This window comes from Nocardia sp. NPDC060220, assembly GCF_042727815.1.
GTDB lineage: Bacteria > Actinomycetota > Actinomycetes > Mycobacteriales > Mycobacteriaceae > Nocardia.
Genome location: NZ_JBHWZY010000005.1, coordinates 1 through 25,198, shown reverse-complemented (window position 1 = coordinate 25,198; position 25,198 = coordinate 1). Strand labels below are relative to the sequence as shown.

The 25,198-nt window shown below is 68.8% G+C and carries 28 protein-coding genes and 1 pseudogene; 14 read left to right on the top strand and 15 right to left on the bottom strand.

Annotated elements, in window-relative coordinates:
• Nucleotides 1-12: 12 nt before the first annotated feature.
• From ACFWF3_RS00720 to hisH, 4 genes and pseudogenes are all read left to right on the top strand, one after another.
• Nucleotides 13-375: pseudogene (locus ACFWF3_RS00720) on the top strand (histidinol dehydrogenase); the annotation flags it as partial.
• The gene (locus tag ACFWF3_RS00715) at nt 372-1,499 is read left to right on the top strand and encodes a histidinol-phosphate transaminase (protein WP_379311911.1); all 1,128 of its coding nucleotides are present in this window, start codon (nt 372-374) and stop codon (nt 1,497-1,499) included. The pseudogene ACFWF3_RS00720 and the gene ACFWF3_RS00715, both read left to right, overlap by 4 nt.
• A gap of 24 nt (nt 1,500-1,523) precedes the next feature.
• Nucleotides 1,524-2,138 (top strand): imidazoleglycerol-phosphate dehydratase HisB, encoded by a 615-nt coding sequence (gene hisB / locus ACFWF3_RS00710; RefSeq protein ID WP_056824871.1) that lies wholly within the window; start codon nt 1,524-1,526, stop codon nt 2,136-2,138.
• Nucleotides 2,135-2,764 carry an imidazole glycerol phosphate synthase subunit HisH gene (gene hisH / locus ACFWF3_RS00705; RefSeq protein WP_378995727.1) on the top strand — a complete coding sequence of 210 codons (630 nt, stop codon included), beginning with the start codon at nt 2,135-2,137 and terminating at the stop codon, nt 2,762-2,764. Before hisB ends, hisH begins: the two co-directional genes overlap by 4 nt.
• A gap of 38 nt (nt 2,765-2,802) precedes the next feature.
• Here the strand turns inward: hisH and ACFWF3_RS00700 are convergent, their stop codons facing one another.
• Genes ACFWF3_RS00700 through ACFWF3_RS00690 form a run of 3 tightly spaced genes read right to left on the bottom strand, consistent with a single transcriptional unit; the run spans nt 2,803 to nt 5,911 of the window.
• Entirely contained in the window at nt 2,803-3,777 is a 975-nt protein-coding gene (locus ACFWF3_RS00700; RefSeq protein WP_379311910.1) for an alpha/beta fold hydrolase, read from the bottom strand.
• 54 nt (nt 3,778-3,831) lie between these two features.
• Nucleotides 3,832-4,623, bottom strand: coding sequence for a helix-turn-helix domain-containing protein (locus tag ACFWF3_RS00695; RefSeq protein ID WP_379311909.1), 792 nt, complete (start codon nt 4,621-4,623; stop codon nt 3,832-3,834).
• Between the two features lie 46 nt (nt 4,624-4,669).
• Complete coding sequence (locus ACFWF3_RS00690; RefSeq protein WP_379311908.1) at nt 4,670-5,911, bottom strand: DUF2786 domain-containing protein; 1,242 nt, start codon at nt 5,909-5,911, stop codon at nt 4,670-4,672.
• Between the two features lie 234 nt (nt 5,912-6,145).
• Here ACFWF3_RS00690 and ACFWF3_RS00685 point away from each other — a divergent pair, with 234 nt between their 5' ends.
• The gene (locus ACFWF3_RS00685) at nt 6,146-6,748 is read left to right on the top strand and encodes a maleylpyruvate isomerase family mycothiol-dependent enzyme (protein ID WP_379311907.1); all 603 of its coding nucleotides are present in this window, start codon (nt 6,146-6,148) and stop codon (nt 6,746-6,748) included.
• A gap of 82 nt (nt 6,749-6,830) precedes the next feature.
• Here the strand turns inward: ACFWF3_RS00685 and ACFWF3_RS00680 are convergent, their stop codons facing one another.
• Nucleotides 6,831-7,736, bottom strand: coding sequence for an RNA polymerase sigma-70 factor (locus ACFWF3_RS00680; RefSeq protein ID WP_378995716.1), 906 nt, complete (start codon nt 7,734-7,736; stop codon nt 6,831-6,833).
• 166 nt (nt 7,737-7,902) lie between these two features.
• Here ACFWF3_RS00680 and ACFWF3_RS00675 point away from each other — a divergent pair, with 166 nt between their 5' ends.
• The 5 genes from ACFWF3_RS00675 to ACFWF3_RS00655 all read left to right on the top strand — a co-directional run bounded on the left by ACFWF3_RS00675 (nt 7,903) and on the right by ACFWF3_RS00655 (nt 12,025).
• On the top strand, nt 7,903-8,388 hold the full coding sequence (locus tag ACFWF3_RS00675) for a carboxymuconolactone decarboxylase family protein (RefSeq protein WP_379311906.1): 486 nt from the start codon (nt 7,903-7,905) through the stop codon (nt 8,386-8,388).
• Nucleotides 8,389-8,531: 143 nt separating this feature from the next.
• Nucleotides 8,532-9,263 carry a bifunctional 1-(5-phosphoribosyl)-5-((5-phosphoribosylamino)methylideneamino)imidazole-4-carboxamide isomerase/phosphoribosylanthranilate isomerase PriA gene (gene priA / locus ACFWF3_RS00670; RefSeq protein WP_378637223.1) on the top strand — a complete coding sequence of 244 codons (732 nt, stop codon included), beginning with the start codon at nt 8,532-8,534 and terminating at the stop codon, nt 9,261-9,263.
• Nucleotides 9,264-9,271: 8 nt separating this feature from the next.
• Nucleotides 9,272-10,093: an inositol monophosphatase family protein gene (locus ACFWF3_RS00665; RefSeq protein ID WP_379311905.1), complete on the top strand. Its 822-nt coding sequence runs from the start codon at nt 9,272-9,274 to the stop codon at nt 10,091-10,093.
• 5 nt (nt 10,094-10,098) lie between these two features.
• On the top strand, nt 10,099-10,914 hold the full coding sequence (gene hisF / locus ACFWF3_RS00660; protein ID WP_379311904.1) for an imidazole glycerol phosphate synthase subunit HisF: 816 nt from the start codon (nt 10,099-10,101) through the stop codon (nt 10,912-10,914).
• 172 nt (nt 10,915-11,086) lie between these two features.
• A complete protein-coding gene (locus ACFWF3_RS00655) occupies nt 11,087-12,025 on the top strand; it encodes a TIGR03564 family F420-dependent LLM class oxidoreductase (RefSeq protein WP_379311903.1) in 939 nt (312 codons plus the stop codon).
• A 7-nt stretch (nt 12,026-12,032) separates the two neighbouring features.
• Here ACFWF3_RS00655 and ACFWF3_RS00650 read toward each other — a convergent pair whose 3' ends face one another.
• From ACFWF3_RS00650 to ACFWF3_RS00620, 7 genes are all read right to left on the bottom strand, one after another.
• A complete protein-coding gene (locus ACFWF3_RS00650; protein WP_379311902.1) occupies nt 12,033-13,190 on the bottom strand; it encodes an acyl-CoA dehydrogenase family protein in 1,158 nt (385 codons plus the stop codon).
• Between the two features lie 84 nt (nt 13,191-13,274).
• A complete protein-coding gene (locus ACFWF3_RS00645) occupies nt 13,275-14,021 on the bottom strand; it encodes a hypothetical protein (RefSeq protein ID WP_379311901.1) in 747 nt (248 codons plus the stop codon).
• A 77-nt stretch (nt 14,022-14,098) separates the two neighbouring features.
• Nucleotides 14,099-15,355, bottom strand: coding sequence for an ABC transporter substrate-binding protein (locus tag ACFWF3_RS00640; protein ID WP_378995700.1), 1,257 nt, complete (start codon nt 15,353-15,355; stop codon nt 14,099-14,101).
• The gene (locus ACFWF3_RS00635; RefSeq protein ID WP_379311900.1) at nt 15,345-16,397 is read right to left on the bottom strand and encodes a branched-chain amino acid ABC transporter permease; all 1,053 of its coding nucleotides are present in this window, start codon (nt 16,395-16,397) and stop codon (nt 15,345-15,347) included. Before ACFWF3_RS00635 ends, ACFWF3_RS00640 begins: the two co-directional genes overlap by 11 nt.
• Nucleotides 16,394-17,272: a branched-chain amino acid ABC transporter permease gene (locus tag ACFWF3_RS00630; protein ID WP_378995695.1), complete on the bottom strand. Its 879-nt coding sequence runs from the start codon at nt 17,270-17,272 to the stop codon at nt 16,394-16,396. The genes ACFWF3_RS00635 and ACFWF3_RS00630 overlap by 4 nt, the downstream gene beginning before the upstream one ends.
• Nucleotides 17,269-18,018: an ABC transporter ATP-binding protein gene (locus tag ACFWF3_RS00625; RefSeq protein ID WP_379311899.1), complete on the bottom strand. Its 750-nt coding sequence runs from the start codon at nt 18,016-18,018 to the stop codon at nt 17,269-17,271. Before ACFWF3_RS00625 ends, ACFWF3_RS00630 begins: the two co-directional genes overlap by 4 nt.
• Nucleotides 18,015-18,773 carry an ABC transporter ATP-binding protein gene (locus ACFWF3_RS00620; protein WP_379311898.1) on the bottom strand — a complete coding sequence of 253 codons (759 nt, stop codon included), beginning with the start codon at nt 18,771-18,773 and terminating at the stop codon, nt 18,015-18,017. The genes ACFWF3_RS00625 and ACFWF3_RS00620 overlap by 4 nt, the downstream gene beginning before the upstream one ends.
• 177 nt (nt 18,774-18,950) lie before the next feature.
• Between ACFWF3_RS00620 and ACFWF3_RS00615 the strand changes: the two genes are divergently transcribed.
• Both ACFWF3_RS00615 and hisI read left to right on the top strand, forming a co-directional pair.
• The gene (locus tag ACFWF3_RS00615; RefSeq protein ID WP_379311897.1) at nt 18,951-20,204 is read left to right on the top strand and encodes a PucR family transcriptional regulator; all 1,254 of its coding nucleotides are present in this window, start codon (nt 18,951-18,953) and stop codon (nt 20,202-20,204) included.
• Nucleotides 20,201-20,545: a phosphoribosyl-AMP cyclohydrolase gene (gene hisI / locus ACFWF3_RS00610; protein ID WP_378995685.1), complete on the top strand. Its 345-nt coding sequence runs from the start codon at nt 20,201-20,203 to the stop codon at nt 20,543-20,545. Before ACFWF3_RS00615 ends, hisI begins: the two co-directional genes overlap by 4 nt.
• Here hisI and ACFWF3_RS00605 read toward each other — a convergent pair.
• The 4 genes from ACFWF3_RS00605 to ACFWF3_RS00590 all read right to left on the bottom strand — a co-directional run bounded on the left by ACFWF3_RS00605 (nt 20,542) and on the right by ACFWF3_RS00590 (nt 22,615).
• Entirely contained in the window at nt 20,542-21,009 is a 468-nt protein-coding gene (locus ACFWF3_RS00605) for a MarR family winged helix-turn-helix transcriptional regulator (RefSeq protein WP_378995683.1), read from the bottom strand. The two genes, hisI and ACFWF3_RS00605, sit on opposite strands and share 4 nt — an antisense overlap.
• Nucleotides 21,010-21,153: 144 nt before the next feature.
• On the bottom strand, nt 21,154-21,726 hold the full coding sequence (locus ACFWF3_RS00600) for a permease (RefSeq protein WP_379311896.1): 573 nt from the start codon (nt 21,724-21,726) through the stop codon (nt 21,154-21,156).
• Nucleotides 21,727-21,793: 67 nt separating this feature from the next.
• A complete protein-coding gene (locus ACFWF3_RS00595; protein ID WP_378995679.1) occupies nt 21,794-22,264 on the bottom strand; it encodes a peroxiredoxin in 471 nt (156 codons plus the stop codon).
• A 72-nt stretch (nt 22,265-22,336) separates the two neighbouring features.
• The gene (locus tag ACFWF3_RS00590; RefSeq protein WP_378995677.1) at nt 22,337-22,615 is read right to left on the bottom strand and encodes a hypothetical protein; all 279 of its coding nucleotides are present in this window, start codon (nt 22,613-22,615) and stop codon (nt 22,337-22,339) included.
• 133 nt (nt 22,616-22,748) lie between these two features.
• On the opposite strand from ACFWF3_RS00590, the gene ACFWF3_RS00585 reads away from it, so the two are divergent.
• Both ACFWF3_RS00585 and ACFWF3_RS00580 read left to right on the top strand, forming a co-directional pair.
• A complete protein-coding gene (locus ACFWF3_RS00585; RefSeq protein WP_379311895.1) occupies nt 22,749-24,287 on the top strand; it encodes an anthranilate synthase component I in 1,539 nt (512 codons plus the stop codon).
• Nucleotides 24,284-25,081 (top strand): TIGR02234 family membrane protein, encoded by a 798-nt coding sequence (locus ACFWF3_RS00580; protein WP_378995673.1) that lies wholly within the window; start codon nt 24,284-24,286, stop codon nt 25,079-25,081. The genes ACFWF3_RS00585 and ACFWF3_RS00580 overlap by 4 nt, the downstream gene beginning before the upstream one ends.
• Nucleotides 25,082-25,198 lie beyond the last annotated feature (117 nt).

The following is a 25,198-nucleotide window of genomic DNA, read 5'->3' as shown; positions in this document are numbered from 1 at the left end:
GTATAAGAGACAGACATCGCGCAGGGTCTGCGGGTGGTCGACGCCTATGCCGCCGAGCACCTCGAGATCCAGACCGTGGACGCCGCCGCTGTCGCCGCGCGGGTGCGCAGTGCCGGTGCGATCTTCGTCGGCCCGTGGGCGCCCGTCAGCCTGGGTGACTACTGCGCGGGTTCGAACCACGTGCTGCCGACCGCGGGGTGTGCGCGGCACTCCTCGGGACTGAGCGTGCAGACGTTCCTGCGTGGCATCCACATCGTGGAGTACACCGAGGCGGCGCTGAAGGATGTCGCCGGACACGTTGTCGCCCTGGCGAACGCGGAGGATCTGCCCGCGCACGGTCAGGCCGTGCAGGCGCGGTTCGAGGCGCTGTCATGAGTACTCCCACCGTGCCCGGCGCTTCGGCGACCCTGGACCAGCTACCGCTGCGCGACAACCTGCGGGGCAAATCGCCTTATGGCGCACCGCAATTGACGGTGCCGGTGCAGCTCAATACCAACGAGAACCCGCACCCGCCCAGCAAGGCGCTGATCGACGATGTCGCCGAGTCGGTGCGCGCCGCCGCCGCCGATCTGCACCGGTACCCGGATCGCGACGCTGTCGCGCTGCGCCACGACCTGGCCGAGTATCTGACCCGTCAGACCGGTGTCGCCGTCGACACCGCGAATGTGTGGGCGGCCAACGGCTCCAACGAGATCCTGCAGCAGCTGTTGCAGGCGTTCGGCGGACCGGGCCGCAGCGCGCTGGGTTTCGTGCCCTCGTACTCGATGCACCCGATCATCTCGGAGGGCATCGACACCGAGTGGGTCGAGGCCAAGCGCAGTGGTGACTTCTCGCTCGACATCGACTACGCGGTGGCCCAGATCGCCGAACGCCGACCCGACGTGGTGTTCGTGACGAGCCCGAACAACCCGACCGGGCACAGCATCCCGATCGCCGAGCTCGAGCGGATTCTCGAGGTCGCGTCCGGCATCGTCGTGGTGGACGAGGCGTACGGCGAGTTCTCCGCGGCGCCCAGCGCGATCACCTTGATCGACCGGTTCCCGACCAAGCTCGTTGTCACCCGCACCATGAGCAAGGCATTCGCGTTCGCGGGTGGGCGCCTGGGCTACCTGGCCGCCTCGCCCGCGGTGATCGACGCGATTCTGCTGGTGCGCTTGCCGTACCACCTGTCGGTGGTCACCCAGGCCGCCGCGCGCGCGGCATTGCGTCACGCTGACGAAACCCTCGGCAGTGTGGCGGAATTGGCGGCTCAGCGTGATCGGGTCGCCGCCGCACTCGCCTCGCTCGGGTTCGACGTGATCCCCAGCGACGCCAACTTCGTGCTGTTCGGCCGGTTCACCGACGCCGGCGCCGCGTGGCAGCACTATCTCGACGCGGGTGTGCTGATCCGCGATGTCGGCATCCCCGGGTACCTGCGCGCCACCATCGGCCTCGCCGCCGAGAACGACGAATTCCTGCGCGTGAGCCGCGATATCGCGGGCACCGACCTTACTCACTGAATCCACCTGTGGAGGAACACAATCATGAGCAGAACAGCGCGGGTGGAACGCGTCACCAAAGAGTCCTCGATTCTGGTGGAGCTGAACCTCGACGGCACCGGGCAGACCGAGATCTCCACCGGAGTGCCGTTCTATGACCACATGCTGACCGCGCTTGGCGCGCACGCCGGGTTCGACCTGGTGGTACGGGCCGAGGGTGACATCGAGATCGAAGCGCACCACACGGTCGAGGACACCGCGATCGTGCTGGGACAGGCGCTCGGGCAGGCGCTGGGCGACAAGAAGGGGATCCGCCGCTTCGGCGACGCGTTCATCCCGATGGACGAGACCCTCGCGCACGCCGCCGTCGACGTGTCCGGCCGGCCGTACTGCGTGTTCACCGGCGAGCCCGAACACCTCGTGCACACCATCATCCCGAGCGCGGGCCCCGGCGCGTCGTACTCCACGGTGCTCAACAAGCACGTCTTCGAGTCGATCGCGCAGAACGCCCGCATCGCGCTGCACGTGCGGGTGCTCTACGGCCGCGACCAGCACCACATCACCGAGGCCGAGTTCAAGGCTGTCGCGCGGGCTCTGCGCGCCGCCGTGGAAATCGACCCCCGGGTCAGTGGTGTGCCGTCCACGAAGGGTGTGCTGTGAAATCCGTTGTGCTGCTGGACTACGGCTCCGGCAATCTGCACTCCGCCGAACGCGCGCTGGTGCGTGCCGGTGCGCAGGTGGAGGTCACGGCCGACCCCACCGCCGCCTTGGCGGCCGACGGGCTCGTCGTCCCCGGCGTCGGTGCGTACGCCGCCTGTATGGCCGGGCTGCTGTCGGTGCGCGGTGATCGCATGATCGGCCAGCGCCTCGCCGGTGGACGTCCCGTGCTCGGCATCTGCGTCGGCATGCAGATCATGTTCGACCGCGGCGTCGAGTTCGGTGTCGAGACCGAAGGCTGCGGCGAATGGCCCGGCACCGTCGCGGGACTGGACGCTCCCGTCCTTCCGCACATGGGCTGGAACACAGTCAAGGCACCCGCCGACAGCACGCTGTTCGCCGGTATGGACGCCGACACCCGCTTCTACTTCGTCCACTCCTACGCGGCGCAGCAGTGGGAACTCCCGGACAACGAGCACATCGCACCCGCGAAGCTCACCTGGGCCGAGCACGGCGTCCCCTTCCTGGCCGCCGTCGAGAACGGACCGCTCTCGGCCACCCAGTTCCACCCGGAGAAGTCCGGCGACGCGGGTGCGCAACTGCTGCGCAACTGGATCGGCTCGCTGTAGTCCGGCCACCTCGGCTGACTGTCGTGCGGCAACCGTGGCTAGGCGCGGTGGCGTTCTCGTTCGGTTCCGGCGGTCAGCGGCTCGTCTGACAGGAACGCGCGGACCGGTGCCGCGCAGCGGACCGCGTCGTCGAACCACGGGCCGTGACCGCCGGGGACGACGACGAGTCGGGCGCCGGGGATCTTCGTCAGCGATGGTCGAGCCTGGTCAGGGGAGCTGAAAACGTCGTGCTCGCCCCAGACGAACAGCAGCGGCGTGGTGATCCGAGCCAGTTCGTCATCGATCAGGACGTTGTCGGGGCGCGCGATACGTCCCCGCATCAGGCGACACAGCAGCGCGCGGTAGGACGCGGCCTGTCCGGGCAGTCGCAGCGGTAGCCGGTGCAGATCGAGCATGTCGTCGGACATGGCACGAGACGCTGTCGCCCCGAGCGCCTCGGTGAGGGCGAAGCGGGCGACGAACCGCGGGGACGGCAGTCGCATCAGCCTTTCATCGACAGGGCCGCGGAGCGGAGAGGTCAGTGACTCCATCTCGGCAATGCCGCGCATGTCGGGGAAGGCGGTGGCGGGGGTGGCGACAATCGCTGCTCGCGTGAGCCGTTTCGGCGCGTCCAGCGTGGCCCAGAGGGTGAACAAGCCGCCGAGCGAGCTGCCGACGAACGCGGCTCGATCCACGCCGAGCGCATCCAGTGTTCCGGTGAGCACACCCGTGGCCAGCTCGCGGACGGTACTTCCCTGCCAAGTGAAAGGGGGTGCGAGACTGTGACCCGGCAGGTCGACGAGGATATGCCGGAAGCCGGGCAGGTGGGCGATCAGCGGTGCCATGCCCATGGCGGGTGCCGAGATGCCGTTGATGTGGACGACGGGTTCGCCGGATCCGGCGGTCAGGACGCGGACCTGTACCGCGGGATCGCGCAGCGTGAACAGGTGCTCGCTGATCGTGAGTCCGTAGGCGTCGGCGACGCGCTGTTCGGCGGCGCGGATCCGGCGTTGCAGACCTCGGGAATTGCTCATGCACTCACTGTGGGGTGCGCCGGGGTGCGCTGTCTTGAACGAATGTTCCGGCGGTCAGAGCGTCGTGAGCGCACCCGGTGTGACACCGGCGAAGGCCGACACGTCGCGATGTAGGTGTGATTGATCCGAATAACCGCATGCCACAGCGGCATTCGCGGGTGAATGGCCGGTCGTCAGCAGGTCGAACGCGTGCCGGAACCGGGTGAGCATCGCGGCGCGTTTCGGTGTCACGCCGACCTGGTCGGTGAACCTCGACCACAGCCGTTTGCGGCTCCAGCCGGTGAGTTCGGTCAGCTCCCGTACCCGCACGCCGCCGTTGCCGGCGACGATGCGGTCCCACGCTGCGGCGACCTCTGGGTCGGCCGTCCTGGTCGATTCACGCAGGGTGAGAAACCGGGACGTCAGCGCGAATCGTTCTGCCCACGTCGCTGTTTCGGCCAGCTGTTCGCGCAGCAGTGGCGCCGCTGGACCCCAGACCTCGTCGAGGCCGATCATCGCGCCGCTCAGGGCGGCCGGCGCGACCCCGAGCAGGCGGTAGGCGGCGATCGGCGACATTCGCACCTCGACACATTCGACACGCGCCGCGTGCACACGGCGAACCCCCGGGTCGAGCCCGGCGACCAGGCCGTCGAACGTGAACTGCTGGTCGGGGCCTTCGACACTGAGCCGACAGTCGCCGAACTGGATCACCACAGTGACTTCCGGTCGCGGAAAGATCCGCAGATCGCACCCCGCGGACACTCGATCGCGGAATCCTTCCATCACGACATCGGTGGCTGCCGCTCCGGTCGGGCGCGCCAACTCCCAGCCGTCGTCCAGCTCGTGTTCGGACATGATGGGCCGCACACATCGAGCGTACGGACGTCGTGACGATCGTGGGGCCTGTCGGTGATCAGGGGTTGTCGAAGTGGGCTCGGTCGGCGGCTTCGGTGCCTGCGGTCCAGCCTTCGGCGCTGCGGATGGTGATGGCTCGGGTACGGGCGGTGGGGAAGTAGGTGGCGAAGGCTTTGTCCACTCGTTGTCGGTGGGTGGCCAGGACGGGGAGTAGGTGGGTGGGGTCGGGGGAGTCGGCGATGGCTGCTCGGGCAGCCTCGGCGAGGCGTTCGCCGACTCGCGTGGCATAGGCGGTGAGGTAGGCCTTGCGGTAGTGGCGGGAGCGGGATTCCTCGGTGGTGGCGTTGTCGATCATGGTGCGGGTGGCTTGGACGAGCAGGGAGGTGGACAGGATCTCCACGGCGTCGAGGTCGGGGTCGTCGCCGACGATCGTGACGAAACCCCAGTCGGCGACGAAGATCGCGCGGCAGCGGTTGGCTCGGGTCACCATGTCGATGAGCAGGGCTTTGGCGTCGGTGTAGGGGGTTTCCAGCCAGATGCGGCGGGCGGCGGGCAGGTCGGGGTCGGTGCGCTGGGCGTCGAGCAGGGCGCGGTCGATCGCGTACTTGGTCATGAGTTCTTGCGCCTTGGCGGACAGCGTTTCCGCTTCCTCGGCGAAGGACGTCGATTCGGCCTTGGCGAGGAGACCACGGACTCGGCCGAGGGTCTTCTCGTCGACATGGTGGTGCGTGACGGTCTGCCTGCGGGTGCCGGGCAGTGCGACGATCTGCTCGAATTTCGGGAGTTGGACGAGCAGGGCCAGGGCGGTCAGGGCTGAGGTGAGGGCCTCTTCGCGGGTGAGAAGCGCGCGGTCGGCCCACTGATCGAGGTGGGGTTGCCCGGACGTCCACCAGACCGTGGCGCTCAGCTCGTCCAGTTGCGCCTGCCAGATCTCGTCGACGGACTCGGCGGGGAAATCGGACCGGTGCTCGGCCATCAGATCGGTCAGGTAGCTCACCGCGAACTCGTCCACCCGTCTGCGCGCTGCCTCATGAACATCGCGGGGCAACCAGCCGAACTCGAAGGCGCGGGCGATGATTCGCTCAGCGGCGAGCTGAACTCCGGCGCCCAGCCCGGCGCCCGCGACGTGTTCGGCGAATCGCCCGATCGCGTTCGTGTCGCCCTGGGCGGCGAGGAAGGCCACGGTCGCGATCGCGTCGGCCACCTGCGACCGGTCGCCCGACAACGCGGCATCGATCGGAAGTCCGGGAGCGGCTGCCGGTTTACGGCCTGTCCGGCGCCGACGATTCTGCTTGGCCAAGGGTTGCGCCGATCCTGTTCGTGGAGGTGCTACCCGTCACGGAGGGTAGGCAGTGTTCGCGGCGTCCATTGTCGCGCATCGCTCCCGTGCGGCCGCGTCGTCATCGAGCCCGCGTCGAATCGTCGAAGGCAGCTCGGTTGTTCCCTGCCGATCCTGGGTTCGTAATCGCTACTCGCCCAAGGGAACTGCTGAAAGAGGGTGTCGGAAGTCGGTCGGTGAGCTTAGGCTGGCGGGATGAGTTATCGGGGGATGGTTCTCGACGAACGAGCCGAACTGGTCGACCTGCTGCGGGGGTTGAGCGAGCAGGAATGGGAGACGCCGTCGCTGTGCGCGGGGTGGCGGGTTCGTGACGTCGTCGGGCACCTGTTGCAGGACACCCTGAGCCCGCTGGGCTACGCGGCCGTCGTGGTGAAGAGCCGTGGCTCGGTCAGCCGCACCAATAACGCGCTCGCGCAGTCGTTCGCGGAGCTGACGACCGCGCAGCTGGTGGACAAGCTCGAGACCGAGTCGGGTCGCCTGTCGAAGTACTCGCCCCGGTTGATGCTCTCCGACCTCGTCGTCCACCACCAGGACATCCGCCGTCCCCTCGGCCGCCCACGGACGATCCCCGCGGATCGTCTCATCGCGGTCCTGAACTACCCCGACCCCTTCGCCTTCCCGGCCAGGTACGCCAAGGGTCTGCGTTTCGTCGCCACCGACGTCGACTGGTCCTCCGGCGACGGTCCGGAAGTGCGCGGCCCCGGCGAGGCCATCGCCCTGGCCGTGGTCGGCCGCACGGCCGCGCTCGCCGACCTCACCGGCGGCGGACTCCCCGAACTCCGCCGCCGCCTCGGCTGACTACTTCAGCAGTGGGGAATCGAGTGCGCGCGCGAGCCGACGGCCCCCACCTCGGTCAGTTCGTCGGCGCAGGTCGGCCGGGTCAGCGCCGCAGTGTGGTCGCGGTATCCGTCCGCGACAGTTTGTCCGGATTGCGGACCGAGTAGAGGCCGGTGACGAGGCCGTCGTCGACGCGCACCGCGAAGACCGTGTCGATCACGCCGTCGAGTCGCAGGATCAGGGCCGGGTGGCCGTTGAGCTGTGCCGATTCGACAGTCATCGCCGCGCCGATCCTCGGCACACTGGCGGTGAGCAAGGCGGCGACCAGGTCGGCCCCGACGATGGGCGACAGCGCGGCCTGCTTGATTCCGCCGCCGTCGCCGAGGAACACGACATCCGGTGCGAGCAGGTCGAGCAGATTCTGGAGATCGCCGGTCTCGATCGCCCGCTGGAATGCCGCGAGCGCATCGCGGGATTCGCTCGCCGACACGATGCCGCGCGGTCGGCGGGCTGCGACGTGGGCGCGCGCCCGGTATGCCAGCTGGCGGACGGCGGCCGGGCTCTTGTCGACGGCCTCGGCGATCTCGTCGTAGTCCAGATCGAATACTTCGCGCAGCACGAACACCGCCCTTTCGATCGGCGTCAGCGTCTCCAGGACGAGCAGCATCGCCATCGAGACGCTCTCGGCCAACTCGACGTCCTCGGCGATGTCAGGCGTGGTCAGCAGCGGTTCGGGCAGCCAGGGGCCGACATAGGACTCCCGGCGCCGACCCAGCGTGCGCAACCGATCGAGTGACCGGCGGGTCGTGATCCTGACCAGATACGCGCGCCGGTCGCGCACCGCGTCGAGATCGACGCCCACCCACCGCAGCCAGGTCTCCTGGAGCACGTCCTCGGCGTCGGCGGCCGAGCCGAGCATCTCGTAGGCGACCGTGAACAGCAGATTGCGATGGGCGACGAACACCTCCGTCGCCGGGTCCTTCGCTGTGCCCTCGGGCTGCGGCGCCATGGGTCACTCCCTTTCCACTCGGATGTGTCGCCCATCAGACGCCGGCCGACGCCGTCGCGTAACACCGATACGCAGTGGCGTGGATCACGTCGACGAGCTGTTACGGGGGTCCGGTCGCCGCCGTCTCATGGTCGTTCGATTCAGCACCAGCAGTGAGGAACACGTCATGGAACCCCGATTCAACCTTTTCGGCACCGAGGTCGGCGCCACGTTCGGCAAGCGGTTCGGCAACGCCAGCCTGGCACTGATCCGGTCGACCCTGCCGAAAGCCACCCAGGACCTGGTGATGCTGCGCGTCAGCCAGATCAACGGCTGCGGCTATTGCACCGACGCGCACAGCAAGGATCTCGCCCACTCCGGGCAGTCCGCGACGCGGATCAATCTCGTTGCCGCCTGGCGTGAGTCGACGGTGTTCACCGACGCGGAACGGGCGGCGCTGGCGCTGGCCGAGGAAGGTACCCGCGTCGCCGACGCCGCGCAGGGGGTGTCCGACGAGACCTGGGCCCAGGTGCGCGAGCACTACGACGACGAGCAGCTCGCCGCCTTGGTCGCCGTGGTGGCCCAGATCAACGCCGCCAACCGGCTCGGTGTCATCCTGCGCCAGCAGGGCGGTGCCTACGAGCCCGGCGCGTTCGACGCCGCGGCAGGCTGAGCGAATCGTGGCAGGCCCGGGTCCCCGGATCCGGGCCGACCCGCTCGACGCGCCGAGCGGTTGTGCGCGGGGTTCGCGTGACACGGGCCTCACCGTCGCGGACCGTTGCGGGAGCGGCGGCACAGACCTACTAGTCTGAATGCGTGAGTCTTGTGCTGTTGCCCGCTGTCGATGTCGCCAATGGTGAGGCCGTGCGCCTTGTGCAAGGGGAGGCCGGTAGCGAAACGAGCTATGGGTCGCCTCGGGACGCGGCGTTGGCGTGGCAGCAAGCGGGGGCCGAGTGGGTGCATCTGGTCGATCTCGACGCGGCCTTCGGCAAGGGGAGCAATCGCGAACTGATCGCTCAGGTCGTCGGTGAACTCGACGTGAAGGTCGAGCTGTCCGGTGGTATCCGCGACGACGATTCGCTGAAGGCGGCGCTGGCGACCGGGTGCGCGCGGGTGAACATCGGCACCGCGGCGATCGAGAATCCACAGTGGTGCGCGCGAGTGCTCGGCGAGTACGGCGACCGGATCGCGGTGGGACTCGACGTCAAGCAGATCGACGGCCAGTGGCGGTTGCGCGGTCGCGGCTGGGTGACCGACGGCGGCGACCTGTGGGAGGTGCTCGAACGCCTCGAGCGTGACGGGTGCGCGCGCTATGTGGTCACCGACGTCTCCAAGGACGGCACGCTCACCGGCCCCAACCTCGAGCTGCTGAGCGAGGTCGCCAACGCCGCCGAGGCACCGGTGGTCGCCTCCGGCGGCATCTCGGTGCTCGACGACCTCGTCGCCATCGCCGGCCTGGCCGACGACGGTGTGGAGGGCGCGATCATCGGCAAGGCGTTGTACGCGGGCCGCTTCACGCTGCCCGAAGCTCTGGCCGCGGTGCGCTGACACCGCCGATGACCGCCGCGCCGAGCACCGCCGAACTGACCGACCTGCTGACCGTCGCCACCCAGATCCTGGACGGCGTGGTCCCGCGTTTCGTCGAAGGACTCGGCGCGCCGAGCGCGGTGACCAAGGGCCGCAACGACTTCGCCACCGAACTCGATCTCGAGCTGGAACGCACCATCTCCGCCGAACTCCAGCAGCGGACCGGCATCGCGGTGCACGGCGAGGAATTCGGCGGACCGGCGCTCACCTCGGGCACGGCCTGGGTGCTCGATCCGATCGACGGCACCTTCAACTACTCCTCGGGCCACCCGATGTCGGGCACCCTGCTGGCTCTGGTGCACGAAGGCGAGCCGGTGATCGGCCTGACCTGGCTGCCCATGCTGGGTCGCCGCTACGCCGCGGTGACCGGTGGACCGTTGTACCTCGACGATGTGGCATTGCCACCGCTGGAACCGGGCAAACTCGCCAACTCCATGATCGGATTCGGCGCCTTCAACCTCGACTCGGCCGGTCGCATCCCCGGCCAGTTCCGGTTCGACCTGCTCGGTGCGCTGAGCCGGTTGTCCTCGCGGGTGCGGATGCACGGCGCCACCGGCATCGACCTGGCGTTCACCGCCTCGGGGGTGCTCGGCGGCGCGGTCGTGTTCGGGCACCATCCGTGGGACAACGCGGCCGGGGTCGCGCTGGTGCGCGCCGCGGGTGGCGTGGTCACCGACCTCGCGGGCGCGCCGTGGACGATCACGTCCGGTTCGGTGCTGGCCGCCGCGCCGGGCGTGCACGAAGAACTGCTGGAAATGATTTGCACCGTCAGCGAAGAAGAACGAGGGTGAACCCCATGACACCGCGTACCGACGAACGACCCGGCACCACCGCGCCGAGCACCTTGGCGGTCCGCGTGATCCCGTGTCTGGATGTCGACGCGGGTCGCGTGGTCAAGGGCGTCAACTTCCAGAACCTGCGCGACGCGGGCGATCCGGTGGAACTGGCCGCGACCTACGACGCTCAGGGCGCCGACGAACTGACCTTCCTCGACGTCACCGCCTCCACCGGTGACCGCGGCACCATGCTCGACGTGGTGACCCGCACCGCCGAACAGATCTTCATCCCGCTCACCGTCGGCGGTGGGGTACGCACGGTCGAGGATGTCGACCGGCTGCTGCGCGCCGGCGCGGACAAGGTATCGGTGAACACCGCCGCCATCGCACGCCCCGAGGTGCTGTTCGAGATGTCGCAACGCTTCGGCGCCCAGTGCATCGTGCTCTCGGTCGACGCGCGCACCGTGCCCGACGGTCAGCCCGACACCCCGTCCGGCTGGGAGATCACCACCCACGGCGGCAAGCGTGGCACCGGCATCGACGCTGTCGAATGGGCCGTCCGCGGCGCCGAACTCGGTGTGGGCGAGATCCTGCTGAACTCGATGGACGCCGACGGCACCAAGGCCGGTTTCGACCTGCCGATGATCACCGCCGTGCGCGCCGCGGTGCGCGTTCCGGTGATCGCCAGCGGCGGCGCGGGCGCGGTCGACCACTTCCCACCCGCTGTCCACGCCGGCGCCGACGCGGTCCTCGCCGCGAGCGTCTTCCACTTCGGCGACCTCACCATCGGTCAGGTGAAGAACGCGATGCGCGCGGACGGCATCACCGTCCGCTGACACCGGTTGCGGTGGCCAGCCGAATTCACCTGGCGCCGAACGAATTCGGCGTCACAGCACGATGATCCGACGGAACGCATCGACCGAGCGTCAACGGTGAGCTGGTCGCAGGCAATGGAATCATCGTGCGTGGATCGCGATGATCTCCGTTGCCGCCGACGTTGGTGCGGGGATGAGCATCGGAATCGCGTTGTCCCCGTTCGTCCTCGACAACTCCGCCAACGCCGTGGACACGGCCGTCGATCTGGGCGGAGTCGCCGCCGAGGTCGGGCTGAGTTCGGTGTGGTTGGGACAGGCCTTCAGTAGTGACGCGATCGTGTTGGCGGCGTTGATCGGTCGGGCGGTGCCCGGGATCGAAGTGGGGACGTCGGTCGTTCCGGTGCCGGGCAGGCATCCGCTGCTGGTGGCCGGTCAGGCGCAGACCGCGCAGGCGGCGACCGGTGGACGGTTCGTGCTGGGGTTGGGGCTCGGCGCTCGGTCGCTGTCCGAACGCGCGTTCGGTGGGCCGTTCGACCGGCCCGGCCTCCGGTTGCGTGAATTCCTCACGGCGCTGCGGTCGATTCTCGACACCGATGCGGTGGACTTCCGCGGTGAGACGGTGACCGCCGCCAGTCCGATGCCCGTGGCGGTGGCGGGTGCCGACCCGACGGTGCCGGTGCTGGTCGCGGCCATGGGGCCGCAGGCGCTGCGAGCCACCGGCGAACTGGCCGACGGCACGTTGCCCTTCCTGGTCGGTCCCGAGGCGCTGGCCGAACACATCGTCGCGCCGTTGACCGCCGCCGCGACGGCCGCGGGCAGGCCGCACCCCCGCATCGTGGCGATGGTGCCCGGCGTCGTGACCGCCGACGTCGCCGCGGCCCGGAGCATCGCCGAGACGAAAACCGCCTTCTACGACACGATTCCGTCGTATCAGCGAGTGGTCGCGCTGTCGGGCGCCCAGCGGGCCGCCGAACTCGTGGTGATCGGCGACGAGGAGACGGTCGCCGCCCGCGTGGCCGACTACTTCGCCGCGGGCGCCACCGATGTGGTGTTCTCCCAGACCGACCTCACCACACCCGAGGACCAGCAGCGCACCTGGCGGCTGCTCGGTGAGCTCAATCGCGCCCGCTGATCTGGCGTCACAACCCCATCTCGGCGGCGATGATCGTGCGCAGCACTTCACTGGTGCCACCCACGATCCGATCGATGCGGTGGTCGGCGTAGAGGCGGGCGATGGGGGAGTCCGCGAGATAGCCGACCCCGCCGTGCAATTGGAGGCAGCGGTCGATCACCCGCCCGGCCGACTCGGTGCAGAACAGTTTCGCCGAGGCCGCGTCGGCGGGGGTCAGGTCGCCGCGGTCGTGGGCGGCGAGCGCGCGGTCGACCACCGCCTCGATCGCGTCGACCTCGGCCCGGCAGGCGGCCAGCTCGAACGTGGTGTTCTGGAAGCTCGCCACCGAGTGGGTGAACGCGGTGCGCTCGGCGGTGAAGCGGTGCGCGAAACGCACCGCGGCCCTGGCCTGCGCGTGGGCGCCGACGGCGATGGTGAGCCGTTCCCGTGGCAGCTGTGCGGCGAGATGGTCGTCGCCACGGTGCGCGGCACCGAGCCGATCGGTCACCGGTACCCGCACATCGGTGAAGGTGAGTTGAACTATGTCGCAGACCTTTCGGCCGAGAGTGTCGAGGGCGCGCCCGACGCGGTAGCCGGGGGCGGCGCTGTCGACGACCAGCAGGGACAGGCCGTAGGTGGGGTCGTCCGCGCTCGGGGGCGCGGTACGCGCGCACACGATGACGCGGTCGGCGTGCACGCCCCCGATGACGTAGGTCTTCGAACCGTTGAGCAGGTATTCGCTGCCGTCCAGCGACAGGGGCGCGGTGGTACGCATGCCCGACGGCTCCGTGCCGGTGCCCGGTTCGGCGACCGCGAGCGCGAACATCGTTTCGCCGGTGACGAATCCGGGCAACCAGCGCTGCCGCTGTTCGGCGGTCGCCAGGTCGTTGATCAGGGGCAGACAGCGGGACACGTGGGCGCTGGAGCCGCCGAAAGACACCGCGGCGCGCGCGATCTCCTCGGTGAGCACCGCCCGGTACCGGAACGAGTCCAGGCCGCGTCCGCCGTGTTCGACGGGCACCTCCATGCCGAGGATCCCGAGTTCGCCCAGCCGGTAATAGAATTCGCGCGGCACCAGTCCGTCGTCGTACCACTTGCCGAAACTCGGCACGACCTCGGCATCGATGAACGCACGTATCGCCGCACGGAAGGCGCGGTGCTCGACATCGAAAACTGTTCTGCGCATGGGGAATCCTTACCGGCCGGAAACGGCCACGAGCCGGCCCGCCCGACGCGGTGATCGGGTGGGCCGGCGAGACGGCGGTGCGTACTACTTCGGCGGTGTGGGGACCGCGGGGTCCTTGCAGTAGGCGCCGAGTTCGGCCGGGCACGGCGCGAGAACGGTCGAGAAGTACTGGTAGGCCGAGAACAGCGCCAGCGGACCGCCGACGGTGACCAGACCGATCATCGTGCCGACCGCACCGAGCGTGGCCGCGCCGAGCACGCAACCGGCCACGGTGGCGCCGACCCACGGCACCAGCAGCACGATCACCGGGCTGGCGATGGTGGCGCCCGCGGCACCGCCGACCAGGCAACCGATGCCACCGCCGACCACCGCGCCGACGATGGCCGCCACGGCGCCACCGACGCCGAGGCGCTGGCTGAGGACCCCGAGCGCGGCCTGATCGCGCGGGGTGAAGGACTCGGCGATCTGCTGCGCGGCCACGTCCTGGGTGATCAGGTTCGTCGCCGGGGCCACCGGAGTGCCGCCCTCCTTGGCCGGGGTCAGGGTCGCGGTACCGCCGTCGACGGTGGCGGCGATCGGGAACACCTTGTCGTCCATGCGGTAGGTCAGCGGCAGGGCGGCGACCGGGGTGTCGGCGCCGGTGGTGAGCACCAGCTGACCGTCGACGACCTGCAGTTTGCCGTCGGTGGACAGCACCGCGGAGTCACCCTGCCTGCTCACCTCGTAGCGCACCTCGGTCTGTGGTGCGGGATCGGCGTTGCCGGTCCCGGTACTGACACACAGGGCCAGTGCGGTCATCGCCGCCGTGGCGAGAGTGGTTGACATCTTCATCTGTGATCCTCATCGATCGGGGTACTTCGGACGAGCCGCGCACGCTGGGACGCGCTGCGCAACGAGGGAGGGGGTGGCTACTTGCCCGCGGTGTCGATCAGACCGCCGTCGGTGAGCGACCAGTGCTCGCCGACGAAGGTCTGGATGCCGACCGCTTCGAGCGGATAGCCGTCGTTCGCACCGGTTTTCATCGCGATGCCCGGCAGCATCAGGTCGGCGGAGACGTTGTCCAGCGAGCGCATCGCGTCGCGCAGGCCCTCGCGGGTCGGGCACTTCGCCGCGTCCATGGTCTTGCGGAAGCTCTCGGCCATCGTCCATCCGGCCATCGCGTGCTGGTTCTCGGGATCGGCGCCGGGGGCGTACTGCGTCAGCTTGGACCGGTAGGTCTGCATGCCCGCGTCCGTGGCCCAGCGCGGATCGGCCGCGTCCTTGAGGAACGCCGCGGTCACCGTGCCCTGGACGTTGGGCAGCCCCACCGGGCGCAGAGTGGCCATGGTGTTGGAGACCACGGCGAGTACGTGCAACGGATTCCAGTCAGCGTTGCGCACGTCGGCGGCCAGCGCCTGCGAGGCGAACTTCGGGGTCGAGAAGTTCAGCAGCACATCGGCTTTGGAGTTGGCGAGGTTGCGCACCTGGGCATCGACGGTGGGGTCGGTGACCTCGAAGCTCTGTTCGGCGATCACCTTCACCCCGCTGCCCGCGACGCCCTCGGTGAACGCCGCGAGGAGGTCCTTGCCGAAGTCGTCGTTCTGGTAGAGCACCGCCACGGTGGCGTTGGGCCGCTGCGCTTTCACGTACTGCGCGTAGGCCAGCCCCTCGGTGCGGTAGCTGGGCTGCCAGCCGATGGTCCACGGGTGCTCGGTGCCGGCACCGAACTTGTTCGCCCCGGTGGCGACGAAGACCTGGGGCACCTTGCGCTGGTTGAGGTAGTCGGTGACCGCCGACGAGGTTGCCGTGCCGAGGGTTTGGAAGACCGCGAACACCTGGTCCTGTTCGACCAAACGGCGGGTCTCCTCGACCGTCTTCGGCGGCTGGTAGCCGTCGTCGCGGACGATGTACTCGACCTTGCGTCCATCGATGCCGCCCTGCTCGGCGTTGATGTAGTCGAAGTAGGCCTTGGCGCCCTTGGGGACCTCGCTGTAGGCCGAGGCCGGACCCGACAGCGGGTACGCCCCGCCGAGTTTGATGGTGCTGTCGGTGATACCGGTGGTCTGTTGGCCCTGGCAGTCGCCTTGACCGACGGAGCCGGTCTCCTCGCCACGACCACCACATGCGGTGAGGGTCGCGAGAAGCGCGGCCGTCACACCGATGGAGCGGATTGCCCTAGTGCGCATGAGTTTTCCCTTTCCGGACACGATGTCCGAGCCATTGCGTCCACTGGGTGGCCAGGCCGGCCAAACCCTTCGGCGCGAGGTACATGACCGCGATGATCAGCAGTCCGAAGATGACGCCGGGTGCGGCCTGGTTGACGTCCTGGGCGAAACTGGGCACGAACATCACGAACAGTCCGCCCAGCAGCGGGCCCCAGGTGGTGCCGAGCCCGCCGACGACCAGTCCGGCCAGCAGCGTGATCGACAGCGTCAGCGCGAAGGAGTCGGGCGAGACGAACGCGATCACCCAGGTGTAGACACAGCCGGCCACACCGGCCAGCAGCGCGCTCCAGGCGAAGGCGAGCGTCTTGTAGTGCGCCAGGTTCACCCCGAGCACCTCGGCGGCGATCTCGTTGTCGCGCATCGCGTGCAGGGCCCGCCCGACTCGCGAGCGCAGCATTCCGGCGACCAGCACGAAGCCGATCACGGTGGTGGCCAGTGCCAGGAAATACAGCCACTGGTCCTCGGCGAGACCGGTCCACGCGGGCGGCACCGGCTTGTCGACAACGAGTCCCATCGAGCCGCCGGTCAGGCCGTCGAACCGCTTGAGCAGGGGGACCAGGAAGATCGCGATGGCCAGGGTGACCAGCGCCAGGTACAGCCCGCGCAGTCGCAGCGCCGGGACGCCGAGGGCGAAACCGAGTACGAAGGTGATGGCCGCGGCGATCGGGATGGTCGCGAAATACGGTACGTCCCAGCGCTGCATCGCGATCGCGGCGGTGTAGGCGCCGACCGCGAAGAACGCACCGTGGCCCAATGAGATCTGGCCGGTGTGACCGACCAGCAGGTTCAGCCCGAGCAGGGTGACCGCGTAGATCATCGCCATGGCCAGCTGGAAGGTGTGGAACGGCACCAGCTGGAACGGGGCCGCGCAGGCGAGCAGCAGTAGCGCTGCCGTCGCGAGCAGTGGCCACCGGATGGCACTGATACGAGCTGAGACGGAATTATTCTGTGGGACAGCCAGTTTCGTGGTCACTGGCTTTTCGGAGAGTTTCACTTCGCTCATACTCTTTCCACCGCCGCGTGTCCGAACAGACCTTGCGGGCGCAGCAAGAGCACGCCCAGGATGATCACCAGCGGCACGCCGATCTTGAGTTCGGTGCCGATCGCGTCGACGTAAGCGCCGGTGAGGGTTTCGGCGACGCCGACGATCAGACCGCCCGCCACCGCGCCGCCGGGGGAGTCGAACCCGCCCAGCGTCGCCGCCGCGAAGGCGTAGATGAGGACTCCGCCCATCATGTTGGGTTCGAGGAACAGCAGCGGCGCCGACAGCACGCCTGACACCGCCCCGACCAGCGCGGCCAGTCCCCAGCCGAGCGCGAGCACGGTGCCGACCCGGATACCGACGAGTTTGGCCGACTGCGGGTTACACGCCACCGCACGCATGGCGAGCCCGATCCTGGTGTAGCGGAACAGCAGATACAGCAGCGCCATGACCACGCCGACGACGAGCAGGACGCCGAGACTGCCGTAGCCCACACTCAGCCCGCCACCACGCAGAGCCCCCTCCGGGAAGGGATTCGGGAACGATTTGGTCTGATACGACCAGATCCAGCCCGCGGTGGCGTGGATGGTGAAGAACAGTCCGACGGTGACGATCACCAGGGTGATCTCGGGCGCGCCCTCGACCGGCCGGATCACCACTCGTTCGATCAGCATGCCGCCGGCGAACGAAATGGCGAGAGTGAGGATCAGCGCCGCCCAGAACGGCATGATCTGGCTCAGCTGCCAGGCCAGGAACGCCGAGAACATGGCCAGCTCACCCTGGGCGAAATTGACGATCCCGGTGAATCGGTAGATGAGCACCAGTGCCAGCGCGAGACCCGCGTAGATCGCGCCCGCGGACAGACCCTCGACGAGTTGCTGCAGGAATTCGATCACGGCTTCACCTGGATTCCCAGGTAGGAGCGGGTGACCTGTTCATCGGCCCTGATCTGCTCGGCGGTGCCCGACAAGACGATGCGCCCGGTTTCCAGGACGTGCGCCTGCTGGGCGACACCGAGCGCCAGGTGGGCGTTCTGTTCGACGACGATCACCGTGGTGCGTTCCTCCTCGTTGATGGTGGCGACGATCCCGAACAACTCCTGGGTGACCAGCGGTGAGAGGCCGAGCGAGGGTTCGTCGAGCAGCAGCATGCGTGGCCGCAGCATCAGCGCCCGGCCGATGGCGAGCATCTGCTGCTGGCCGCCGGACAGGCCGCCCGCGGCGTCGCGTTGTTTGTCGCGCAGGATCGGGAAGTAGTCGTAGACGCGGCGCAGGTCGGTTTCGACGGCGGCGCGGTCACGGCGGGGGTAGGCGCCCAGGCGCAGGTTCTCTTCGACGGTGAGCGGGGCGAAGGTGCCGCGCCCCTCGGGAACATGGGCCACGCCGAGGCGCGCCATCGATTCCGGTGCGCGACCGGATACTTCGTCACCGTCGAGGAGCAGGCTGCCGCGAACCTTGATCATCCCGCACAGGGCGCGCAGCAGGGTTGTCTTGCCGGCGCCGTTGGGGCCGAGGATCGCGCACACGGTGCCCTGCTGGACCGAGAAGCTGACGCCGTGCAGGACTTTCGCCGCACCGTAACCGGCATGCAGATCGGTGACTGTCAAGAACGCGTCGTCGGCCGTCGGCCAGTGCTCGCTCATGCCGAAGCCCCCAGATAGGCGCGAATGACGGCCGGATCCTGCTGTACCGCTTCGGGTTCGCCCTCGGCGATCACCTGGCCGAACTCGAGGCAGATCACCCGATCGCAGGTGCCCATCACGAAACCCATGTGGTGTTCGACGACGATCACGGTCAGCGCGAGGTCGGCTTGCAGGGTGCGCAGGCGGTGGGCGAATTCGTCGACTTCTCCGTGGCTCAAGCCGTTCACGGGTTCGTCGAGCAGCAGCAGTTGTGGCCGCACCGCCAGCGCTCTGGCGAGCTCGATGCGTTTGAGGGTGCCGAAAGGCAGACCGGAAGCCGGGTGGTCGGCGACCGCGGTCAGGTCGAGGCGCTCGAGCAGTTCATCGGCTTCGGCGCGCAGCAGCTTCTCCTCCCTGCGGATCTTCGGCAACCGCAGTCCGGCTGACACGAAGCCCGCGCAGGCTCGGTGGTGCGCACCCACGAGGACGTTCTCGCGCACCGAGAGACGGGGGAACAGGCCCAGGTTCTGGAAAGTGCGGGCGATGCCGAGCGCGGCCAGCGCGTCGGGCCGCACCGTGGACAGATCGGTGTCGAGGTAACGCATGGTGCCCGACGTCAGCCGGTTGCGCCGGGTCATGCAGTTGAACAGGGTGGTCTTGCCTGCGCCGTTGGGTCCGATCAGGCCGACCATTTCGCCGGAAGCGACCGTGAACCCGACGTCCTGTAAAGCGGTGATACCGCCGAAGCGCACCGTCAGGTTGGTTATCTCGAGCATGCGACGAACACTAAGACCGCAGGTCGGAGCCCACATCGGACGTTGTGGACCAAGAACTCGACCGGTGCTCGTCCGCTGCGGACAGTGTGACGTGGTTGACACTGTGAGCGCGCGCATGCACACTCCCGGAACATGTCAGCTGGATCACGTTTATCCGTTTCGACCGACTCTGATCAGGTGCGGGCCGAGCGTCACCGGATAGCGGGTGCGGCGTACGACCACGCCGATGAGATCGCCGACGATGTGATGGCCAAGATCCGCGCCGAGCTGCCCGGCTACGCCACCGCGGGCCCCGGTCTGCTCGACGATGTGCACGATCAGCTCGCCCGGCTGAGCCGCACCGGGCTCGGCGCCTTGCTCGAGCACCGACGCGTCTGCCCGTCCGACGTCGCCTACGCGCGGCAGGCGGCGGCGCGACGGGCCCGCACCGGGCTGCCGCTGGTCGACTACATCGCCGCGTTCCGCCTCGGCCAGCGTGCCATCTGGAAAACGCTGCTCGCGCACGCGGGCGATTCCGAGGCAGGTCAGGCGGCCGTGCTGTCGCTGGCGGGGCCGCTGGCCCGCTACACCGATCTGATCAGCACCCAGGCCACCGACGCCTATCTGGAGTTCCAGCAGTACGTGGCCGCCGAATCCGGGCGCGACTCGCAGGCGCTGATGGACGCGCTGCTCGACGGCGCGCTGCCGGCGAGCGGTCCGCATCTGTCGGTGGCCACCGCGCACGGAATCGGGGCCGAACGTACCGCGCCGGTGGTGGTGATCACCGCGGTCGTGCTCGATCGGGCGGAACGCAACGAGGATTCGTCCGAAAGACTCGGTCAGGCAAGGCAATTGGTGTCCGCGGCGATGGCTCGGTGCACGGTCAACGGATTGCGGACGCTGTCGGTGGTCCGCGGATCCGAGATCGTCGCCGTGCCCGCGCTCGGTGCGGGCGACGCCGCCGACGGATTGTGCGAGCGGCTGCGCGTGATGCGCGACGAGCTGGGCGCCGAGGGCCTCACGTTGGCCGTCGGGGTGAGCACCGCGGTCACCGAGGTCGCCCAGATTCCGCGTGCCTACCGGCAGGCGCAGGCCGCGCTCGAACTCCTGCCCGAAGGCGGCGGGGTACTCGCGTTACCGCAGCTCACGCCGTTCAAATATCTGCTCCTGCGCGCCGATGACACCACCCGTCAGCTGGTGGACCCCCGCATCGGGAGCGCACTGGCCGAGGACCGCGTTCGTGGCGGGACATTGGCCGAGACGATCCGCGCGTTCGCCGCCGCCGACATGAATCTGCGCGAAGCCGCCGACACCCTCCACATCCACCTCAATACGGCCAAGTACCGGCTCGGCCGGATCCAGGAACTCACCGGTCGCAATGTGCGCAGCGTGAACGACCTGGTGGAACTGCTGGTGGCCATCGAACTGGCTGCTGTTATAAACGAGGCATGAGCCTCGACCCCGCCATCGCCGCCCGCCTCAAGCGCACCGAGGACGGACTGATCGCCGCGATCGCACAGGAAAAGGCCACCGGCGACGTGCTGATGATGGCCTGGATGGACGACGAGGCGCTGGCCCGCACGCTGGAAACCCGCAAGGCGACCTACTATTCGCGTTCGCGTCAGCAGTACTGGGTCAAGGGCGAGACCTCCGGGCACACCCAGTACGTGCACGAGGTGCGCCTGGATTGCGACGGCGACACGCTGCTGCTGATCGTCGATCAGGAGGGCGCGGCCTGCCACACCGGCACTCACACCTGCTTCGACACCGACGTACTGCTCGCCATCGGCTAGTCGCCGTCTTCGACGAGGATCCGGTTCAGCCGGTCGGACAGGGATTCCCCGAGTACCGCGAGTTGCGCGGTCTGCTGATCGGTGAGACCGTCCAGAACGAGCCTGCGTACGGCGTCCACGTAGCCGGGGGCCGCCTCGATCACCTTCTCGAAACCGGCGTCGGTGAGAACCGCGTACACCCCGCGGCGGCCCGCGGTGGTGTCGCGGCGCACCCAGCCGATGCGTTCCAGCTTCGAGACCACATGCGAGAGTCGCGATAGCGACGCATTTGCCTTGTGGGCGAGATCACTCAGTTGCAGCCGGTGTCCCGCCTCCTCGGAGAGCAGGCTGAGTACCCGGAACTCGAAATGGGTGAGGCCGGACTCGCGCTGCAACCGGGTGTCCAGTGCGCCGGGAATCCGGGTCATGAGCGCGACGATCGCCTGCCATGCGCGTTGTTCGACGGGGTCGAGCCACTGAGTCATCGCCGGTACTGCCTCGCGGCCGGACGGCGGACATGGTGGAGTGAGGCGCGCACACGAAAGAGTTTGCCACGACGTCGCTGTGGCGTCCGGGAGTTGGCGGTGGTCGTGAGGTCACTCACATCACCGCGGGGGTGTGGGTGAGGGCTACCGATCGCCGGTCATCGGCGGCGTAGCGGGCGCCGGTTCCTGCGCCGCGGCCTTGGCGGCCTTGTGACGGCTGAATCCACGCTTGCCCATCAGTGCGATCACCAGCGCGAACACCACCGCCGCGATGATGGCGCCGACCAGGCAGGCGCCGCGGAACGCCGGCGCGTCGACGTCCAGAATTCGCTGACCCGCGTGTGCGGCATTGTTGCCGCCGAGCACGATCGTCAACGTCATCAGATTCGGCAGCGAGCAGGCCAGCGCGACGATCACCGCCGCGCCCGCCATGAACTTGCCGCCCTTGCGCTTCCACACCCGCACCGCGAATATCAGCAGCAACAGCGGCAGCAAGGTGAACACGAAGCCGTACACCAGCCCCCACCAGATGCCCGAGCTGAAACTGCCGTGCACGGTGCTGGCCAGCCGCTGTGCCCACCACCGGGGGATGAACGAGGACAGGATGAAGTAGGCGGCCACCAGCACCACCACCGTGGCGAGGGTCATGATCGCCCGGTTACGCCATACGACGGCCGTGGGCTTCTGACCGCTCGACTGCACCTCGCCGGTTGTCATCTGCCCAGCGTAAGTGCGTCGAGGTCGCCGGGCGCCGATCCGCCGCCCGGCGATTCGCCGACCGGAACTACTCGGGAGTGATGCTGCGCTTGCGCAGGAAGGCCAGCGCTTCGTCGGCATGCACGGCCGCCCGCAGCTCACCGGTGACGATCTCGAGAATCGTGCGGTCGGTGTCGATGATGAAGGTGTGTCGCTTGACCGGGGCGAGTTTGCCCAGCAGTCCACGCTTCACGCCGAACGCGGCGGCGACCGCGCCGTCGCTGTCGGACAGCACCGGGTAGTCGAGGCGCTGCTTGGTGGCGAAACCGGCCTGCACCTCGGTGCTGTCGGTGCTGATACCGACACACGAGGCGCCCAGCGCGGCGAACTCGCCGCTCAGATCACGGAAGTGGCAGGCCTCGGCGGTGCACACCGGAGTGTTGGCGGCGGGGTAGAAGAAGAGCACCACCGGTCCGTCGGCGAGCAAGCCGTCGAGCGAGCGGAGCTGGGCGGACTGATCGGGGAGCTCGAATTGCGGAGCGCGCTGGCCTGGCTGCATGCCCAGACAGTAACGACCGGCGGCCGAGTAAGGAAGATCCCCGTTCGCGTCCACGAACGGGGATCTGGGGTCCTATTGCCCGAGCAGTGCCGCGATGTCGGGATTGCGGATCTGCATCACGTCGAGGATGCCGTGCGCGCGCAAGAGTGGTTCCAGCTCGCGGATGCGATCGCTGTGCCCGGCGTACTCGTCGGGGAAATTCTTCTTGTCGAGGTCCTGGATGGCCTTGGCGTAGGTGACGAACGAATTGATCGCGCTCGTCGCCACCGCCTGCTGGCCGGGACCGAAGTGCTGCTGCGACGGGACGGCCAGCCGGCCGTCCTGTGCGCCCTGCTGCGAGGGGTACACCATTGCTCCTCTCGGAAAAGGGATTACCGCATGCGACATGGAACGCGCGCGAGTGTAGTGATGCCGGTCACCGCCCGATTCGGCGCGGGGTCGGGTCCGCGCGCGTCGGCGACGGCACGCCTGGGATGATGGGCCCATGCAGGGCGCGTCGACACCAACCACCACGACCCGCGAACAGTTCCGGCTGCTCGCCGCCGAGCACCGGGTCGTCCCGGTGACCCGAAAGGTGCTGGCGGACTCCGAAACTCCGCTCTCGGCCTACTCCAAACTGGCCGGCGACCGGCCGGGCACCTTCCTGTTCGAATCCGCGGAGAACGGGCGCTCGTGGTCGCGCTGGTCGTTCATCGGCGCGGGCAGCCCGTCGGCGCTGACCGTGGTCGACGGCGAAGCCGCCTGGCTCGGCACGGTGCCCGTCGACGCACCCACCGGCGGTGACCCGCTGCGCGTGCTGCACGACACCCTCGAACTGCTGCGCACCGAACGGCTGCCCGGGCTGCCGCCGCTCACCGGCGGCATGGTCGGCTTCCTCGGCTACGACGCGGTGCGCCGGATCGAACGTCTGCCCGAGCTCGCCACCGACGATCTGCGGCTGCCCGAACTGGTCCTCATGCTGGCCACCGATCTGGCCGCGTTCGACCACCACGAAGGCGCGATCACCCTCATCGCCAACGCGGTGAACTGGGACGGCACCGACTCCCGGGTCGACGAGGCCTACGACGACGCGCTCGCCCGGCTCGACCGGATGACCGCCGCGCTGGCCACCCCCGCGCCCTCCACGGTATCGGTCTTCGACCAGCCCGAACCGCAGTTCCTGCGCAGGCGCACCACCGAGGAATTCGGTACCGGCGTGCGCCGCCTGATCAAGGAGATCGAGGCGGGCGAGGCGTTCCAGGTGGTGCTCTCGCAGCGCTTCGAAATGGACTACACCGGGTCCCCGCTGGCGGTCTACCGCATGCTGCGGGCCTCGAACCCGAGTCCGTACATGTATCTGATGCACATCCCCGACGGCGAGGGCGGCACCGCGTTCTCGATCGTCGGCTCCAGTCCCGAATCGCTGGTCACCGTGAAAGACGGCGTGGCCACGACACACCCGATCGCGGGTACCCGCTGGCGTGGCGAGAGCGCCGAGGACGACATCCTGCTCGAGAAGGACCTGCTGGCCGACGAGAAGGAGAACGCCGAGCACCTGATGCTCGTCGACCTCGGTCGCAACGATCTGGGCCGGGTCTGCCGTCCCGGCACGGTGAAGGTGACCCAGTACCGCCACGTCGAGCGGTACAGCCACGTGATGCACCTGGTCTCGACGGTGTCCGGGCAGCTCGCCGAGGGCAAGATCGCACTCGACGCGGTGCGTGCCTGCTTCCCCGCCGGCACGTTGTCGGGTGCGCCGAAGGTACGGGCGATGGAACTGATCGAGGAGCTGGAACCGACCCGGCGCGGCGTCTACGGCGGCGTGGTCGGCTACCTCGACTTCGCCGGCGACGCCGACACCGCCATCGCCATCCGCACCGCCCTGCTCAAGGACGGCACCGCCTACGTCCAGGCGGGCGCGGGCGTGGTCGCCGACTCCGATCCGGTCTACGAGGACACCGAGGCCCGCAACAAGGCCATGGCGGTGCTCAAGGCGATCGCGGCGGCGCAGACCCTGCGCACCTACGAAGGCGGGGACCTGTGACGGCCACGCCCGGAGCAGACCACACCGATTCCGTCGACCCGGCGGACTCCTCGAACGACGGCCCGAACTCGTCCGCCGCACGTCCCGCCGACGCGGCGAGCGTGCAGGCCGACCATTCCGCCAGAGCCACGGCGGCGAAGCCGATCGTGCCGGTTGTGTTGCTCGCGCTGGCGGCCGCGGGGCTGTGGGCGTCTTCGCGGATGACGTGGGTGACGGTGTACTCGGCCGACGGCCTCACCGAACCGCGCACCGACGACCTCAACGGTGGTGTGTGGTTCGGCGCGCTCACCCCGCTCGCGCTGGTGCTGGTCGCCTCGATCGCGGCGGTGTTCGCGGTCAAGGGTGTGCTGCGGCAGTTGCTCGGGGTAGTGATCTCGGTCGTGGCCGCGGCCGCCGCGGTGCCGGGGTTCGCGCTGGCCGTCGGCGCGGGCAGGACCGCCGACCGGGCGGGCACGCTGGCCGAGCTGCCGGTGCGCGCGGTGGTCAGCTCCGCCGACACCCACCTGGGTCCCGCGATCCTGTCGATCGTCGCGGCGAGCCTGGCACTGGCCGCGGGCATCCTGCTCACCCGGCGCACCGGCGAACGCACCGAGGAGGTCTCCGACCGATACGACAACCCGGTGTTCCGCAAGGCCGACGCCAGCGCCGCGGTGAGCAAGCAGAACGCGGAGACCGGATCCGCGGCGCCGCTGTCGGACCGGGTGCTGTGGGACGCGCTCGACGCGGGCACCGACCCGACCGATACCCCGGACACTCCCGGCGCCGACCGCGGTCCGGCCGGGGAGAACAAGTGACCGGCAGCACCCCCGCCGCAGTGACACGCGCGGCGGGCATTTATTCTTTACCAGCATCGGTGAGACAGCGCCCGAGGGGACTCTCGGGCGAGAAGTGCGTCTCCCCAGAAAGGATTC